At 45.2% G+C, this 16,019-nt stretch carries 5 protein-coding genes; 3 read left to right on the top strand and 2 right to left on the bottom strand.

Annotated features, from left to right (window positions below; translation table 11 throughout):
• Positions 1–7 precede the first annotated feature (7 nt).
• Positions 8–700, top strand: a complete 693-nt coding sequence (locus C7460_RS03145; protein WP_115866624.1) for an immunoglobulin-like domain-containing protein — start codon at positions 8–10, stop codon at positions 698–700.
• Positions 697–1,221 (top strand): hypothetical protein, encoded by a 525-nt coding sequence (locus C7460_RS03140; RefSeq protein ID WP_115866623.1) that lies wholly within the window; start codon positions 697–699, stop codon positions 1,219–1,221. The genes C7460_RS03145 and C7460_RS03140 overlap by 4 nt, the downstream gene beginning before the upstream one ends.
• A 52-nt stretch (positions 1,222–1,273) precedes the next feature.
• On the opposite strand, the gene C7460_RS03135 is transcribed toward C7460_RS03140, so the two are convergent.
• A complete protein-coding gene (locus tag C7460_RS03135) occupies positions 1,274–1,957 on the bottom strand; it encodes a class I SAM-dependent methyltransferase (RefSeq protein WP_245986166.1) in 684 nt (227 codons plus the stop codon).
• Positions 1,958–2,334: 377 nt separating this feature from the next.
• Between C7460_RS03135 and C7460_RS03130 the strand changes: the two genes are divergently transcribed.
• Positions 2,335–12,714, top strand: coding sequence for a leucine-rich repeat domain-containing protein (locus tag C7460_RS03130; RefSeq protein ID WP_115866622.1), 10,380 nt, complete (start codon positions 2,335–2,337; stop codon positions 12,712–12,714).
• 391 nt (positions 12,715–13,105) lie between these two features.
• Here C7460_RS03130 and C7460_RS03125 read toward each other — a convergent pair whose 3' ends face one another.
• Positions 13,106–16,000: a CHAT domain-containing protein gene (locus C7460_RS03125; protein WP_115866621.1), complete on the bottom strand. Its 2,895-nt coding sequence runs from the start codon at positions 15,998–16,000 to the stop codon at positions 13,106–13,108.
• Between the last annotated feature and the right edge of the window lie 19 nt (positions 16,001–16,019).

Genomic DNA, 16,019 nt, shown 5'->3' with positions numbered 1-16,019 from the left:
GAAGCATATGAAACATTTAAAAACATATACAATACGGTTGTTGCTGCTAGTGGTAACGGCCTGTTTAGGAGTCTCATGTGAGTATTTCGAAGCTCCTGAAACTACGCTTAAGGTACAGACGGGCGAAATACTCTTTCCAAGCATTACCCTGAATGGGGAACAATATGTGACGTTTGAGGCGGGTACGATTAGTAGCTATGATGATCCGGGTGTAGTGGCTACTCTGGGATCAGAAGACGTGTCAGATCAGGTAGTGGTCTCGGGCAATGTGGATGTGAACACCGCAGGCGTATATCCGGTGGTTTATAGCATTACCACGATCAATTCGCTGGATCAGGAAAGTACCGTGACGGCCAGCCGGTTTGTAAACGTGACTTCCGAGGATGTAACCACTACAGATCTATCGGGATCTTATTTGGGTACGGGTTTTAGCAGTGCACCTACTCCAAAGCCCGTGACCCAGGTAGCGCCGGGATGGTACCGTGTGACGGATATCCTGGGTAGCGGCAATGGCATAGTGGCCACTTTCGCTCACAATGGCGGAAATGCGCTGATTATGCCCGATCAACCTGGACCTTTCGGTAATGTAAACACCACTGCGGACGGTACCTATGCCAACCTAACCCTAACAGGGTTTGAATGGACGGTATTCATCGGCTGCTGTGGAAATTTTGGACCCATAACCTGGACAAAGCAATGAAAACGAATCATAAACTATTCTACATACTAGCGGCGGTGCTGCTTACATTGGCTACCAGCTGCGTGACCGGCAATGACGACAATGCGGTGTTGCGTGAGCATGAGGAGGCTTTTGCCAAAACTGCTCGAGTGACAGATCTGAAAATCAATGGGGTGGCCATTTCGAGGGACAGTCTTTCGCATTGGCGCTATGTGATGGTAGATCCGGGCGATGTGTTGACGGTTTCCGCCACACTGATAACCGGAAAGGGCGCAGACGAGGCGAGTCTACAAGTAAGCGAATACTTGTATAGTACGAGCACACCGTTTGGACTCAGCTCCGATGATGATGCAGATTACAAGCTACTCGAGTCTATGAGTTTTGGAGCTGGGAGCGAAGCAGTTTCGCTGACCATTACCGTCCCTGAGCAAGATGCCGATGGAGAGGATTTTCACTCTGGAGATCACATCAACTATGCTTTTTGGAGTTGGAATGATCTGCAGGGCTATGGATACAATGATTTCTCTGTGGAGATTAAATAAGTATTTACTCACGACGTTTACCTGGAGGTCACTCGTCGAGTGACCTCTTTTTTTACAGGGTAATTCGAGCTAGATACTGGTCGGTTTCTTCCGTGTGAAGAATCTCGAGTTGCATACCTGCCTGGCGCACATAGGTAGCGAGTGTCTTCTGATCTACATAGAGCCAGTCAAACCATTCGCCCATTTCGCCTTTGTATTCGTAGCAATACCGTACTTCACCGTAATACCCTTTGGGTCGATCTACACCACATTCATACAAATAGCTGATGTCTGATGAATCGATCAGCAGCTGACCACCCGGCCGTAGCAGTGACTTACACTTGCGTAAAAATGGTGTGAGTCCTTGTAGTGTACCCGCTAGCCCCAGACCATTCATGAGTACCAACACGGTATCGTAGGTGGCTGAGTGTTCCTGATAGTTTTGGTCGATTACTTTGGTCACTCCTGATTGCTTCATCACCTCTATACAGCCTGGGGAGTTTTCCAGGGCGGTGACATCAAAGCCTCGAGACTCCAGGATTAGCGCATGGGCACCTGCTCCTGCACCCAGGTCGAGGACGCTTCCCTTTGCTTCGATCAGCGCGAGGTGTTCCAGTACGCTCAGATCTTCTTCTTCTCTGAAAAATACTTCCACAGACATTTCCTCCGGATCGTCATAAGAGTTGTGCAATACTAAGGGGTGGGTGGTTTGATTGCGGTAGTAATCCCGGATGGCTTGGCCGTGTAAATCTTTCAATGGAATCTTTTCTGGCAAAGATAAAGTAGAAAGGCGAAGTGGGGTGTCGTTGTGTAAGAAGTTGATTTACCGATAATTAGGTATTTGTAGGGGTACCTGATTTCGGTATATTGCTACATCATTATCACCAATTCTGCCATATTATGAGAAATGCCATCCTAACAATGTTGACCTTGGGAGTGCTTTGCGTAAATGCCCAAAACCTGCCCTAAAAGTATGAAAAACAAGAAGTTAAACGCCCCGAAGCTTATCAAATACCCCTAAAAGGTGAGACAATAGAAGAAACGAGCGAGCCTAAAGCATCGACTACTGCTTCAGCTCTCATCGAAAAGCAGGCGGCAAAAAAGAAGGAATCAACTGCTCCCACGTTTGAGCAGATGATCCAGGACTTTTACGATAGACATGAAATTGACCCTACTATCCGGCAGGCTCAGCAGCCATCCAAAGTAGGCCAGCTCAAGGCCGAGTCTCAGGACACTCCGGCCAAAACGGAAGAAATCGCGCCGGAGTATCGGGAAATGGAGGAGCTCTACCGACATAAGATTAATGTTCATGAGCAAAACTTAAAAGAACAAGAAGCAGCTATTTCAGGCTTGCACGCCGTAGACGGTAAGGAATTTGCTTCCGTGAAGCGTACCGAGAAAAAGGTGGAGCATCCACCTATTGACTATAAAACGCTATCGAATCAGCCTGAGCAGGTGCGTCAGCCTGTAGAAGAGCGGGCACGACAGGAACGTATCGCCACGATCAAGGCTCAGTCGTGGGAGCAACCCACGTATATGTTGGCTGCAGGAGATAGTATGTCGTATGATGATTCGCTGGCACTGGTAGCTATATATGATGCCCTTGATGGTGATTTTTGGAATGACAATTCAGGCTGGAAAACAGGGCCTGTCAATACCTGGTATGGAGTGGATTTGACACCATACGTTTACCAAATTAACGATACTACGTTTGGCAATGTGTATCACGTCACCAGTTTGCATCTCAGCGATAACAACCTAAACGGAATGCTGCCACCTGAGCTCTGTGATCTGGATTCTGTGCGGAACCTCCACATGGGTTATAATATGATCACTGGTGCGATTCCTGATAGTATCGGCAACCTTTCCAAGGTTACCACATTTGATCTGGGAGGTAACTTCATAGACTTTGTACCTGCATCAATTGGGATGATGTCAGACATGACCGGGTTTCACTTGTGGAACCGCGAAATTGATGATTTTGGAAATTTTATTTCTGATGGTATTTATGAGTTGCCCGTAGATTTTTGGGGACTTTCACAATTAAGGTATCTGGATTTGGGGGGCAATAGCCTTTCTGATATTTCATTTGAGATTCAGAATTTGGATTCCCTCCGCATGTTGCAACTATGGGGCAATGAATTGTCAAGTGTTCCTGCCGAAATTGGGAATTTAAGTGCGTTGGAATCTCTCGGGTTAGGTGGAAATTACATTTCGTTTATTCCTACTGAGTTTGGTCAGCTTACCAAGCTGAAATGGCTAAACGTGGAATACAATGACTTGGTAGAATTGCCTGCGGAATTGTCCAATCTTACTGAACTGGTGGAATTGAATGTTTCAGGGAACATGTTATCGTCATTTCCAGATCTTTCAGTCTACACTAAGTTGGAGGGGCTGTATTTCTGGGATTGTGGGATTTCTGCTCCATTTTCTCAGCTTTTGGTGTCGGACAGTCTAAGACACATTGATTTTTGGAATAATAATATTTTCGGGACACTCACAGGAGTAGGGAGTCTTACAAACCTGGAGTCGCTGGCAGCAGGTAGAAATATGCTCGAAGGGGACATTCCGGCAGAATTAGCCAACTGTCAAAAACTTTACAACCTGAGCCTGGAAAACAATCAGTTTACTAGTATTGACCCTGCAGTCTTAGAGCTGCCTATGTTGACTAGAGTAGATGTCGGAGAAAATCAACTATCGGGTGAGTTTTCGGTAGGTACTGGTAGTTCTAGTTTGATGTGGCTGTCCCTTCATGATAATTTTTTCAGTAGCATTAGCGGAAGTTTAGGCAATCTGCCAATGCTGGAATATTTTCACGCAGGCAACAACAACTTTGAAGGGCCTATCCCAGAAGCTTTGGGGGATAACCTAAACCTACGGGAGATCCATATATATGGCAATTCATTTACGGGCACCATTCCCGAGTCTTTTGGGCAGCTGGAGCTACTGTTGTCGTTGGGGGTAGGGAGTAACCTGCTTTCGGGTACTTTGCCAGACACGCTTGGCAACCTGATAAACCTTCAGAGTATCTATCTGGACAACAACCAGTTTGAGGGAGATATCCCTGCTTCTTTGGCGAACCTTACGCAACTAAGACATATCGGTATCGAGAACAATCACTTCACTGGCTTGCCAGACTGGAGTGGATTGTATCAGCTGGAGACGTTTAGAGCTTTTGAGAATGCGCTAAATTTTGGTGATCTGGAGCCGCTGATGCAAACACCGGCTTATGATTTTCAGGTTGATCCTCAGTATCCGATTGGTGGAGATTTTATTCAAACCACTATTGGTGCTACGGTGACGCTGGATGCGTCGATCGGTGGTTCAGCCAATAATTATCAGTGGTACCAAAACGGGAATTACCTGGAAGGGGCAAATGATGGTCAGTTGGTTATAGAATCCGTGGATATAGATTCTGCGGGTACCTTCTGGTGTGTGATATGGAACGATTCGGTTTCAAGCGTTACAGGACTGCATATCTACTCGGGCAATTTTGATGTATGGTTTTCGGCGCCTGTTTCGGTCCAGGATTCGTTGGCTTTGGTGGAAATCTATGATGCTACAGATGGTCCTTATTGGAATGAAGCACAAAACTGGCTGACCACTCCTGTAGTGATGTGGGAGGGCGTTCACTTGAAAGATACACGCGTTTATAAGCTGGATTTATTTAATAAAAACCTGGTTGGGGGTATCCCCCCAGTTATTGGTGATCTGGATGGGTTGGAATGGCTTTCACTTTGGAACAACCCCGAGATTGGTTATTTGCCAGGAGAGCTGTATGGCCTTCCAAAGCTTCATTACATGGATTTGGACAACACAGGTCTGGAGCGCCTTTCGCCGGCTATCGGACAGATGGATGTTTTAGATTCAATCTATCTTGGTAGAAATCCGTTTTCAGGGAGAATACCCCAAGAACTTTTTAATGCTACCAAGCTTCAGGCGTTGGGGCTGTATTCGACTAACTTCCAGGGCTCAGTGCCGGAAGAAATCGGACAATTGCAGGACTTAAGAGCGCTTTGGCTGTCAGACAACCCAAATATGACAGGTAATCTGCCAGTGGCCATGTCCACGCTAGACAGCTTGAAATTTCTCAATATTGGCAGCACAGCTTTCACAGGGGGAATCGAAAATCTTCCGACTACAAGTTTTACTGGTTTTTATGCTTACGGCAGTCCAATGGATCTCAGCGCATTGCCGCTCAATGATAATTTGGAAGCGTTAAACATCGGAGCCAATCCAAATTATCAGGGTCAGGTGCCGTCATTTGTATGGCAATATTCGAATTTGCGTACCCTGTCTATGAACAGCCTGAGCCTTACCGAAATTCCTACGGAGATTGCCAGCCTGGACAGCCTTCGGACTTTGCATCTCGGATTTAACCAAATTTCCAGCATTGCTAATCTTCCTGATTCATTAATTCACTTACATCTTGGAGGCAATATGCTGTCTGGTGTTTTGCCGGCACTCCCAGAATCTATCGAGCGTATTTATGTCTATGGCAATGAGCTAACTGATGTTTCAAGTATACTTGATTTGCCGAAGCTGTCCACGGTTTCTCTGGGTGACAACTATCTTGACTTTGTAGACTTGGGCCCATTCTTCGAGATGTGGCAAAATGGGCTTATCAATCTGCATGCCTGGGGTATGAAGTCTTTTGGTTCTGGTGGACTGCTCACAGCTTCGGTAGGAGATACGGTGACGATCACCATGGACGTGCAGTTGGATTCGGCTTCCTATATAGAATGGTATGTCAATGGAAACTGGATAGATTCAGTGACTACCAATCAGCTGGTTTTGCCAAACGTTACCAACCCAGAGTCGGATGCATATATTGAGGCATATGTAAGACATGACATTATTAGTGACTGGTTAGGGATAAATCTAGACCTCAATCCTATCAATTTCCAGGTTGTAGAATCTATTCCTAGTGCCGACTCTACAGCACTCTATGCATTCTATCAGGCACTTGAGGCAGATCCTAATTCCTATTTGCCATATGGCTGGGGCGAGGGTCCTGTAGAAAGTTGGGAGGGCGTATTTGCCTATGGAGGTAGAATTGTTGGGCTGGATTATCATGGATACACGTCAGTGCCATTACCAGCAGCAGAGCTGGCGGCTCTACCTGACCTTGAATTTTTGAACCTGTCAGGGGCAGGATTTACCGGAACTTTAGATCCTGCCATATTTGGTTTGTCCACACTGTATGGGCTGTACCTTGATAATAACCATTTGGAAGGCGAGATTGATGCTTCCATAGCAAACCTTGTGAACCTGGGTAGTCTGGATCTGAGTTACAACCAGCTATATGGGCAACTGCCAGCCGAGTTTGGAAACCTCTCTGCTTTGACCAGTCTGAGTATTCATGGCAACCAGTTTGAGGGCAGTATTCCTGCGGGTCTAGCCAATAATGATTTCGGATGGTTCAATATCTCTTACAACAGATTTGACGACTTGCCTGATAGCATTATCAATGCCATCCGCTATTCAGGAGTGGATTTAACGTTCAATAATTTCACCTTTGAGGAGTTGCTGAACACCCTTGGTAACGAAGTGCAGAATAATCAGGGATTCGGCTTGCAGTCACCGACACGTCTACTGACATGGACAGGTAGTGCAAATATTGGAGATACAGTCACACTGCATGCAGAGCGGCTCCATCCGGATGATGAGTTTTATTGGTACAAAAAGGATAAGTATAGCCATCAATTTAACCCGTACTTCTTCGAGATAGCCTACACAGGAACTGATTCTTTGCTCACGTTCGAGATTACCGAAGATTTTGATCAGACAAGCTATTTAGTAGCCGTACGAAATCCGAACTATCGATATGGTGATCAGGAATTTTTGAGTAATCATGCCGTAGTGACTCCTCATGCTCATCGGTTTGCTACGCGTCAGGAGTCTGCTCAAATACCGCCAGGAACGGCAGGAAGCATGACTGGCGCTGTAGGCTTGCCTGATCTACCACCGAATGTGTGGCCGTGGTGGGCTACTACCAACTGGTGGAGAAACGGCTCAGAGCCAGCTATGGATACGCTGAGGCTGTTTTATGACAATGATCCTATTCCGATTAACTATGTGAGGTTGCACTCCGCAAACGAGCTGTTCGTATGGCAGATGATTCTGAAAGGAGCAGGGGGTGAGGAGGCTTCATTTAATATTGGTCGAGAAATCTATTATTACGACAATGAAATCACCTTCACTAAAACTTCATTTGCAGTCAGGGAAGTACTGTTACAAGTAACTACTGGGTCAGTAGATGCTGTAGAAATAGGTGATACAGGTAGTGGAGTATTGCCACCTGTACTTTCCGATGAATACACTTCTATCAATGAGAATGGACTATTTATCGAAGTGATGAACCCATCACTTGCAGACTACATACGCATTGAGCGAAGTATTGATGGTACCAACTTCAATGTGATAGACAGTATCTACTATCGAGGATGGTACTTTGATGAAGTACAGCCAGGTACTTATTATTATAGGGCACAGGCGGTATACTCTTCTCAAGGAATCTCTTCAGCCTATTCGAATGTACTGCAGACTGGAAACTGTATTCCTAATTTCCCGGATGATAAAGTTTGGAAAGGGGTGAGTTCGGCTCAATATATGGACTCCACTTATACTGGTGTGCGAGAGGAGATCATCATAGCTCCTGTAGAATGGGGAGAATACGGTCGTTATTTTATCAGTGACATTACGGCAGGATGGTATGATATGTTTTTCTACCATGAAGAAGGCGCTGAGTTTGTACAAAAGTGTGACTCCTTTAAGACACACCCACATCACAGCATGGTAAGTAGGTTTAGGATGGAATATACCTCAGATACTTTGTATATAGATTGGCACGATGACGGAAATGGGATCCATGGTTTATCCAAACTCTACGTGATTGGAGAGCAGGAGGGTGGATTTGGTACGTCTCGTCCAAATGCACCTGAGGAAGTGATTGCAGAATTGCAAAGCAGCAGTCAGGTACAGGTTCATTGGGAAGGTGGCAGTGCTCTAGAAAGTTATATTGTACAGCGTAGCGTCAGTTCAGGCACGGTCTTCACTACCGTTGATACGGTAGGTCAGGGTGAGTTCTTTTACAACGATGTGAATGCTTTGGATGGTCAAAATTATTTCTACAGGGTCATTGCATCCAATAGTCAGGGTGAGAGTTACCCATCTATTGATGTGAGTTTGAAGCATCAGCAACCAATTTTTGAGCCAGTACAAAACGAAGTAACTACCGACATTACCCGTACTAGTTATGGAGGTGCATGGGGTGATTTTGATCGAGACGGAGATGACGACCTCTATGTGTCAAATGCTTTTGAGCTAGCTGCTAACTTTTTGTACGAAAACAATGGAGATGGAACTTTCACTAAAGTAAAAGGAACTGTGGCCACTACTGAGATTGGCTTTACCCGAACTGCTGTTTGGGGAGACTATGATAATGATGGATTTCTAGACCTGTTTGTGCCGGGTAGCAGGGATTACGGCGATCGCGTGTACCGCAATACTGGAAGTAGAAGTTTTGAAATTACCAACACCGTCGTATCTGATACCAGGCACGACTGGAGCCCATCTGAAGCAGGAGTGTGGGTAGATGTCGAAAATGATGGAGACCTGGATTTGGTTACCTCCAATGGATTTGTTTTTACCAATGATGGCTCGGGAGCATTAGCACTGGGAGATACCCTCGAAACTCCTCTAGGACCACTCACTGCCCACGAAAATTACTTTTGGACCATCAGCAATGTGGATGTAAACAATGATGGTTTTCAGGACATTTATATCACTTCAAACGCCGAAAATATGCTCTTTATCAACGATGGGGCAGGCGGATACATGTATGAGTCTAACGTGATATCTAATGCTGAAATAGGTAGCAGAGGCTATACCTGGGGTGATTTTAATAATGACGGTCAAGTGGATTTGATCACAGGTGAATGGCGAAATGGTAGTCTTGGACTTTATGTGAATCTAGGCAACCTGGATTTTGGATTTGTGCCAGTGAACGAGCTAATTATGCTGACTGATCTTACTGATGATAATTCAGAAGGCGCTGAATCGGACCTCTTTTTCGGACGAGGAATCACCACGCTGGATTACGATAACGATGGTTGGCTAGATATCATCTGGACCATTGAGGATCGTGCTTATTTGGGATTGAATCAAGGAAACTTGAGGTTTTTGCCGATTATGGAAGATGAGCAAGCATTCCCAATTACCAACAGGTTCTCTCATATTTCTGTGGCAGATATCAATAACGATGGCTTTCAGGATGTCTTTTTACCTAACCAGCGTTTTGATGGGCATAATTTTGTTTATCTAAACAATGGCAATAGCAACAACTGGATCACAGTGAAACTGAAAGGCATCGAATCGAATAGTTACGGTATCGGTGCCAGGGTATGGGTGAAAGCCAATGGTAGTTGGCAAAACCAAACGGTGGTTACACAAAATGGTATCAGTAGTGGAAACAGTCTCGATACAGAGTTTGGACTAGGGTCGGCCATTCAGGCGGATAGTATTACGGTACAGTGGCCATCAGGACTCGTTACCCACGCGGTGGATGTGGCCGCTAATCAGCAGTTTACCATGGTAGAGGTGCCCGAAGCGAGCGGACCTACTGTAAATGAACTAGATTCGGCCGTATTGGCGATTCTCTATGATTCGCTGGATGGTGTGAACTGGGAGCGCCAGCAGGGCTGGAAGGTAGAGTCTCCACTCACCTGGGATGGAACCGTGTTCAATAAAGATGGACGTCTGGTATCACTCATTTTGAATGATAATGGGCTCAAGGGTCAAATTCCGGATACCATTACGAGCCTTTCTGCATTGAAAATTTTGGATCTTAGTGGAAACGAACTTACCGGAACGCTACCTGCTCAAATGGGAGCCATGACCGAGTTGGTAAACATCTCCATGAATGACAACATGCTGGAAGGAACGATTCCGGCAACTGTAGGTACACTTGCAAAGCTGGAAAACCTTGACCTTTTCAATAACAACTTTCAGGGTGAACTTCCCAGAACATTCAGCGGGTTGGTTGCCTTGAGGCAGTTTGAGATACAAAACAATGGGTTTATTGGATTTGTGCCAGCTGAGATTGGTACTCTGGCCAATCTTCAGATTTTACGATTGGATCACAATGACTTTGAAGGACCACTGCCAGCAGGTCTGGGTGGTATGAGTAGTTTAAGGATCTTGAGCTTAAACAATAACCATTTCACCGAAAGCTTACCGGCAGAGCTGAGTCAGCTAAGCGAGCTGCTGGAGCTTCATGCTCAAAACAATGAGTTTACAGGAACATTGCCTGCAGCACTTAGTGGCTTGACAGGGATAGAGTATATAGATATCTCCAACAACCAAATAGAAGGTTCGTTGGCACCTTTGGCGGATTTGGACACCATTCGCTACCTAAATGTGGATCATAACAACCTGGTGGATCTATCTGATCTGTTTGATAATTCTGCGGATACGATCTTTGCGCGCTACAATTCCTTTGATTTTGGAGATTTTGAGCGTAACGATTACCTCATTTCCTCAGGCAGGCTTCTGGTAAGCCCTCAAGATTCCCTTTACATGCGTATCGATAGCCTTCATGAGGTGGGGCAGTTTATTGAGATTGTGCGATCAGTGGAGGGTGCCTTCAACTCCTACAGTTGGACTTTGAATGGAGAGCCGGCAGATTCAGTAGATGGACTGGATATATTTGAGGATATCATAACCATTACGAATCCAGATACCCCGCAACAAGGGGAGTATGTGCTGACGGTGACTAATTCGGAATATCCGGGAATGAAGTTGGTGACCCGACCATTTAACCTCAAGTTGTCTTCGTTGGAGCGAGACAAACAGGCCTTGTTGGAATTTATAGCAGCCGTAGACACCAGAGCGGTAAAATATGCACCTTCTGGATGGTCGGAGGAAAGTGAACTGACGAGCGACTGGGAAGGTGTAACAGTGACGAATGACCGTGTGACAGAATTGTCATTACCCGCAGTGATCGATACCGACCTAAGCGATGGAGATCAAAGTAGAATTCTTGATGGTAAAGTGCCTCTATCTTTTGTCGATTTGAGCGGATTGGAGACACTAAACTTAAAAGACAATTTCTTAAGGTCATTCCCCAATATCTCCAACTGGCCAAGCGTAGCAAGTGTAGATATTAGCAATAACCGACTCGCATTTAGAGATATCGTACCCAATGTGGGACTTGGAGAGGCTATCGTGTATGCTCCTCAGCGCAGGTATGATGTCACGATCAATGACACCACGGCTGCCGGTCAGGATTATGTGGTGAGTATCAATATGTCGGGCACGGGTCTGCAGTATCAGTGGAAATTCGGGCAATTTATACCTGGTCAAATGTTCAACAACAATGTGGTAGATATTCCGAATGCCAACTCCAGACGTTATTTCATTGAGAATATCGATTATGCTAAGATGGGAACGTATCGCGTGGAGATCACACACCCACAAGTTCCCGGGCTGACCATCACCAGTCGTAACCGTAACATATGGGCAGATACCGAAATCGCGGGTACGGTATACGCTGATGGTAGCGGTACGCTATTGACAGATGGAGAGGTGATTCTCTATCGTCAGACCCCTGAAGGTCCGTATGTGGCAGAGGACACCACCCTTCTGGATGGAGCTGGGTTTTACTCCTTTGAAGATGTGGTGCTGGGGGATTTTATTGCTCAGACCAGGCCAGACAGATCCATATTCCCTAATACTATTCCTACTTATTATGAAAAGGCGGAGTTCTACGACAGTGCAACCACACTAGAAGTGCGAAGCAAAATAGAAGGGATAGATATTGAAATGATCTTTTATGTAGAGCCAGAGCCAGAGCCAACTGGAGCTGATTTTGAAGGGTTCGTGGAAACGACTATCACAGATACTTTGGTGGATGAGGAGGCAAGAATAAATGCTCGTCGTAAGGTGAAAAGGGCTGGTTGCTCTATGAGGAGGTTTGTACGTAGAGGCAGATCTGGACAGGAAGATGGTACTTATGAACTATATGCATATGTGGAGTCCGATGATGAAGGAAGGTTTAATTTCACGGACATTGAGGAGGGTACTTACAGACTTTACATAGAATACCCTGGAGTGCCGATGGATACCAGCTCGGCAGTAGAGTTTGTAGTCGGTGGAGATCGTGAAAACCAGCTCTTCCAGATTAGTGCGGTAATCACCGAAGATGGGATACAGGTGGAGTCTGAGGAGGTGCTATTTAGCCTAAAGCCTTACATCAAGGACGTAGTACTATACCCTAACCCTACAACGGATGTGCTGTACGCTGATTTTCTGGTCTATCGTAAGTTGAATGATTTGAAGATGAACGTGTTGGATGCTCGTGGACTCAAGCTATTTGAACTGCCATTAGCACATCAGCAGGGGACACATCAAGCCAAAATAGATCTGACGAACTATACCACAGGTGTTTATTTCCTTGAGTTTACAGATGAAGCGGGAACCTTCCGCCATCAGATAAAGGTTAGTAAAGAATAACGTCTGATGATTCACGATCAGGAAAATGCTGCCTCTGACCTGGTCAGGGAGCAGCATTTTTTTTATACACTACCAGTTATCGGGCGATTTAGGTCATTCAGCGATGCGACGTATCCTTAGAACGAGAATGTCCTAGCTAAGACCTGATAAGCCACCATCTTTGAATCAGGTTTTTTCATAGTGAATGACTTGCCTCTAAGATTGGTTAGGTTAGGTGAAAAAAATAGAGGTAAGTAAAAATGCTCCGAAGTTTCTTCGGAGCATTTTTTTTGCCCTTTCCTTATTTTTTGGTGGGGTGCAACTATGACATCTATCCTGTAGGGTTATTGCCCGGATAATAATGTGTGAATTAGAAGAATGTACATTCTTCTTGAGCATGGCTACATGTTCGTCAATGTTTTGATATCAAGACAAATGCCCCCCAATTGAAGGGGTTAGTGTAGATTTTCCTAAATACCTTTTGTGCTTCAAAAAACGACCCTTGTACGTCCTCGGTTTTCATCAGAAAACCATAAAACAATCGCATAAAGTCTATCGTAGCATCATCGTCTACCTTCACCAGGGAGATTACCAGGTTTTCTGCGCCTGCCGTGAGAATGGCTCTCTGAAGTCCATAGACGCCTTCACCATTTTCTACTTCTCCCAGACCTGTTTCACATGCAGACAAGACAACCAGCAAGGTTTCGTGCAAATCCATGTTCATGGCTTCATAAGCTGTAAGCTTTCCATCTTCGTTCTTGTTGGCCGTTAAGTAAATACCACTATTTACAAGAGGTTGGTCAGGGTTGTCTTGTGTGAAAAAGCCATGAGTCGCTACATGGATAATTCCGGGACTGCTTAGAATTTTAAACGTACGTTCATCTGCCTCATTATTGATCAATGCTTGTGACCTCCATTGCCAGGCTTTCATGATTTTGGTGAGTTCTAAAGCTTCTTTCTCAGCTCCCGGAAGAGCATCCAGATCTGCCTCGCTGTGGGCACTGAAATCTGGATTGCCAAAGATCAGGGCATTTTTTGAAAACTGATCCTTTCTTCTTTCGGTCAGGTCTTTACCACTTGTGATTCGTACTATTTGGTATTTGTCAATGACATGTTCCTGATTGGTGACATCATACAGCACCTGTGGGTTGAGTTCATGCCATGCACCATCAGCAGCAAAGTAAATGTGATTTATGTCGGTTAAGTGCTGATCAATTGGTTTCCACAACAGGTCATAAGATTGGTTGTTACTGATATTGTATTTGAGCGTATTTCTGTAATAGCTAAACGCCTTTTCAAAGTCCACTTCAGGAGCCCAGTCGATGGTTTCCAGAAGCCCATTTGGTTTGATGACAAAGCAAACATAACGCGTATTGGAAGTGAAGCCCTGTGTCACTCCAGAGCTATCCAGACGTAATTCGTATGGCTGATAGCCGATGATTTCTACGACAGCTTGTCCCTTTTCAAGTACTCCTGAAATTTCGCGCCAACTTGTAGACCATTTCTGAGCCCGGTTGCCATAGAAGCGGTTGATTTTTTGAGCGATGCGTTTTTCTATGTCGTAGTATTCTGATTCCAGGTCATGTATGGAGATGTTTTGAGCTTCTCGCTCAGCCTTTGTCATTAAGTAGACTTTGGCAAGTTTGACCGTTTGTCTTCTCCATAAAAAATACAGCCCATTTAAAATCGGGTCATTAAGTTCGGCCAAAGCACGACGGGTTTTGTCTGAAGCGTAAAACAATATGCTCTTGGTACTAATGGTATGATTAAGGGCTTTTTCTGCCCAAATGCCATTCAGTCGGTTTTTCTGAAATGCCAATGACGAAAATCTTCGAAGGTTGTACTTGATTTGCTTAAAGGCTAAGGCACGTTGGGCATCTGTCAGTACTGGCAATACTTTTTTGATGTGTTTGATATTGATCACCAGCGCACTGTCAAAAGACATTAGAGCGGCCGTGGTGTCACCCAGAGAAAGCTGCATGAGTCCAAGGTCGTCCATGTTTTTGGCTAACTCGTGATGATGTTCCCCCAGTGAGTTAAGTTTGATTTTTGCAGATTGTTCGGTCAGTTTGAGGGCCATTTCGCGATAGCCCATTTCAGCGTATACATGCGCCAGGTTGGTCATGCTGGTAGCTACCTTGGGGTGATTACTTCCGTAGAGGTTTTTATCCAAATCCAGTACTCTGGTATATAAAGAAAGAGCCACATCATTAAGTCCTCGTTGATATTCTGTGGCTGCCAGGTTGCTAAGGGTGTTCACATAGTCCTGATGTAGTGTGCCAAACTTTGATGCAAAGTAGTCAGCAGCTTCTTTGAAGCAACGCTCAGCGTCGAGTAGTCGGCCTTGTCTGAGATAGATGGCTCCGAGGTTGTTGAGGCCATAGGGGCGCACCATTGGGTATTTCACACCGATGGCTATTAGCTCTTCAAAATATTCTGAGGACTTGATCAGGTCATTGATGCGAAAATATAGATTGCCCAGGTTGTTGAGAGATTCTACAAGTAAAAGTGTGTCTGTGGGAAAATTCATTTTCTTAAAATGAATGTTGCTCAGTAGGTTGCTTTCAGAATCTGGAAGGTTACCATTTTCCAGGAGCAGCTTGCCCATTCGGTCCACCGCACGCGCATGAAGAAACGGATGATTGGATCTCAAGATGGAAATGGCTCTTTTGAGGTCCCGGTCAGCTTCTGAGTAGTTGCCTATAAGGGTGAGCAGTGAGCCGGATTCGATCAGAACACTGCCTTTTACTGAGTCACTGACCTGAGAGTTTTCTGCCAGCTTTTTTGCTTCATTGAGTTTGTCAAGGCTTTGGTCTAGCCAGCCCATTTCTTTAAAAAATATCCCAGCTTTTACCAGGTGGTTTAGGTAGGCCTTATTTTCCCAGGTGTGAGCATTCAATACATCAAAACCCAGATTTAGATAAGTGCTGGCCTGGCCATATTTTCTGTTGGTTCGGTAATAATCGAACAGATGATTGTAATAGGGAAGCATCTCAATGTCCAGACTATCAGACTTCTTGAGTTGAAGTTTTGTGGCCATTTCAAAGGCATAGAGTGCACGCTTCTGAATGTCGAGGTGCTGGTAGATAAGCGCCGCATTGTTGTATGTTTGAGGATAACCGATATCCAGTTCGCAAGAATTGGAGTCTAACAGTGCGACGAGCTGGTCAAGTAGCTGTGATGTTTTAACAATATCAGTATCCTGGGCTTCTTTGGCAGCTTCGAGTATTGCCAGGCAGTCCTGAGCATGAGTAAAGAGCGTGCCACTGCACCATAGAATCCCTGCAATAATCAGTTTGAGCTTCATCACTATTTTTAATGAATTG

Source organism: Marinoscillum furvescens DSM 4134 (assembly GCF_003386095.1).
GTDB classification, from domain to species: Bacteria; Bacteroidota; Bacteroidia; order Cytophagales; family Cyclobacteriaceae; genus Marinoscillum; species Marinoscillum furvescens.
Note: the sequence above shows the minus strand (reverse complement) of the source record. Positions and strands in the feature narration are given on the sequence as shown.

Coding starts and splice junctions, on each gene's coding strand:
- C7460_RS03145 (WP_115866624.1), top strand. CDS start 8: ATGAAACATTTAAAAACATATACAATACGGTTGTTGCTGCTAGTGGTA.
- C7460_RS03140 (WP_115866623.1), top strand. CDS start 697: ATGAAAACGAATCATAAACTATTCTACATACTAGCGGCGGTGCTGCTT.
- C7460_RS03130 (WP_115866622.1), top strand. CDS start 2,335: ATGATCCAGGACTTTTACGATAGACATGAAATTGACCCTACTATCCGG.
- C7460_RS03125 (WP_115866621.1), bottom strand. CDS start 16,000: ATGAAGCTCAAACTGATTATTGCAGGGATTCTATGGTGCAGTGGCACG.